Below are 2,369 nucleotides of genomic sequence, written 5' to 3'. Positions count from 1 at the left end.
CCGCTCCCGCGCCGGCCGACGCCCCGGCCGCGGCCGAAGGCCCGGCACCGGCGCCGCAGGCCGGCGAGGCCCCGGCGGCCCAGGCCGGTCCCGGCACCGGCGAGACCGCCGCTCCCGCGGTGCCCTCCGCCGGCACCGGCGCCCCTGCCACGGGCGACGCGCCCCCGTCCGCCGGCGATGCGGCGCAGTCCGCGGGCGACGCGGCGGGCCAGGCCGCCGACGCGCTCTCCGGCGCGCCGCAGGTGGGCGACGTGCCGCTCGGCGATGCCGCCGGCGCGGCCGACCCGAGCCTGGTGCTGCCCGGGGGTGTCGACATCTCGCCGGTGGCCGAATCGCTCGATTTCATCATCGCCGGCGGCCCGGCCATGTGGGCGATCGGCGCGCTCTCGGTGCTCACCGTGGCGCTGATCCTGTGGAAGCTGCTGCGCTTCTCGGTGAGCGGCATCTGGCGCCGCCGCCGGGCCGAGGTCGCGCTCGCGCTCTGGGAGCAGGGCCGCGACGAGGAGGCCATCGCCCATGCCCGCTCCGGCCACGGCATCCTCAGCCGTTTCGTGCGCGGCACCATGGAGCGTGTCCGCAGCCTGCCCGACGCCGCCGCGCGCGAGCAGACCGAGAGCCACGCCATGGACCTGCTGCACGAGGCCCGCTCCGGCCTGCGCGCGCTCGACCTCATCGCCACCATCGCGCCGCTGCTCGGCCTGCTGGGCACGGTGCTGGGCATGATCTCCGCCTTCCAGGCGCTGCAGGAAAGCGGCGCGCGCGCCGACCCCTCGGCGCTCGCGGGCGGCATCTGGGAGGCGCTGCTCACCACCGCGGCGGGCATGGCCGTGGCCATCCCGGCCACCGCGGCCGGCAGCTGGTTCGAGGCGATTCTCGCCCGCATGGGCCGCGACATGGAGCGCACCGCCACGCTGATCTGCACCCGTCACCGGCCGGAGCCGGCCGAGGACGCGGCCCGCGCCCCGGTGCAGAGCCGGCTCGCGGCGGAGTAACCCGCCGTGGCCTTCGATTTCTCCGGCCAGCGCGCGCCAAAGCGCATCAGCCTCACGCCGATGATCGACGTGGTGTTCCTGCTGCTGGTGTTCTTCATGCTCGCCGCCCGCTTCGGCGCCGACAGCGAGATCTCGCTGAAGGCCGCCGGGCGCGACGCCTCCGGCTACCAGGGCGCGCCCCGGCTGGTCGAACTGCGCCCCGGAGGCATCACGCTCAACGGCACGCCGGTGAGCCGCGAGGCGCTGGTCGAGGCGCTGCGCCCGCTGATGCCCGCGCCGGACGCCCTCGTGGTGCTCCGCGCGCGTGACGGCGCCGACGTGCAGGGCCTGGTCGACGTGATCGAGGCGCTGCAGGCCGGGGGAATCACCACGCTCGCCCTCGCGGAGGCTCCGGAATGAAACTCGCCACGCCGCCCAAGGAACCGCCGCGCGAGAGCATCGTGCCGATGATCAACGTGGTGTTCCTGCTGCTGATCTTCTTCCTGATGACCGCCACGCTCACTCCGCCCGAGCCGCTGGAGATCGAGCCCGCGCGCTCCGATGCCGCCGAGCCGGGCGAGGTGAGGCCGGCCGTCTTCCTCTCCGACGAGGGCGAGATCGCCTTCCGCGAGGCGCGCGGCGACGCCGCCATCGCCGCCGCGGTGGCCGAGGGCGCCGGGCTGATCCGCGCCGATGCCGATGCGCCGGCGCAGAGCGTGGCGAAGCTGCTCGGCGCGCTGCAGGCCGGCGGGCTCACCGACCTCTCGCTGGTCACGGTGCCGCGATGAGGCTGCGCATCGATTTCACCGTCTGCCTGGTGGCGGCCGTGGCGCTGCACGGGCTGCTGCTGTGGCGCGACGACGGCGCGAGCCGGCGCGACGCGGGCGAGGGCGGCGAGAGCTCCGTCACCACCGTGGCCGGCTCCGAGGTGGCGGCGCTGGTCGAGGAATGGGACCGCCCGCCCGAGGCGGTCGACACGCCGGACACCCCGGAGCCCGGGGCCGTGCCGGACACGCCGCCCGAGCTCGCCATGGCCGAGACCGCGCCGGTGAGCCGCCCCGCGCCGCCGGCCGCCAGCCCGCCGCCGCCGCCCGCCGAGGCCCCGCCGGAGGCGGCCGAGGCCGCCGCCCCGCCGCCGCCCTCGGCCGATCCTTCCGCCCCCGGCATGCCGGACCCGGTGGAAGAGCCCGAGCTCGCCCTCTCGGAGACCGCCCCGGTGGCCCCGCGCCCGGACCAGCCGCAGCGCCCCGACGCGCCGGCGCCCCCCGAGCCCGCCTTCGAGACGCCGGAAACCGCCGCCCCGCCCGAGAGCGAGGTCGCCCCCCGTGCGGGGCCGGCCGTGCCTGCGCGGGTGCCTCATCCGATGCGGCGGAGGGCGCTTTCGCGCTCGGAGAGCCA

General features: G+C 77.3%; 3 protein-coding genes and 1 pseudogene. All 4 read left to right on the top strand.

Annotation, left to right across the window (positions count from 1 at the left end; all coding sequences use genetic code 11):
* Positions 1-992, top strand: a 992-nt coding sequence (locus D3P35_RS26865; RefSeq protein ID WP_232830634.1) for a MotA/TolQ/ExbB proton channel family protein, incomplete at its 5' end; no start/stop codon positions are given.
* 6 nt (positions 993-998) lie between these two features.
* On the top strand, positions 999-1,391 hold the full coding sequence (locus D3P35_RS25680; RefSeq protein ID WP_232830633.1) for a biopolymer transporter ExbD: 393 nt from the start codon (positions 999-1,001) through the stop codon (positions 1,389-1,391).
* Positions 1,388-1,759: a biopolymer transporter ExbD gene (locus tag D3P35_RS25675; RefSeq protein ID WP_118138769.1), complete on the top strand. Its 372-nt coding sequence runs from the start codon at positions 1,388-1,390 to the stop codon at positions 1,757-1,759. The genes D3P35_RS25680 and D3P35_RS25675 overlap by 4 nt, the downstream gene beginning before the upstream one ends.
* Positions 1,756-2,369, top strand: a pseudogene (locus D3P35_RS25670) (hypothetical protein); the annotation flags it as partial. The gene D3P35_RS25675 and the pseudogene D3P35_RS25670, both read left to right, overlap by 4 nt.

This window comes from Oceanicella sp. SM1341, assembly GCF_003448965.1.
GTDB lineage: Bacteria > Pseudomonadota > Alphaproteobacteria > Rhodobacterales > Rhodobacteraceae > Paroceanicella.
This window is presented reverse-complemented; position numbering and strand designations above follow the sequence as displayed.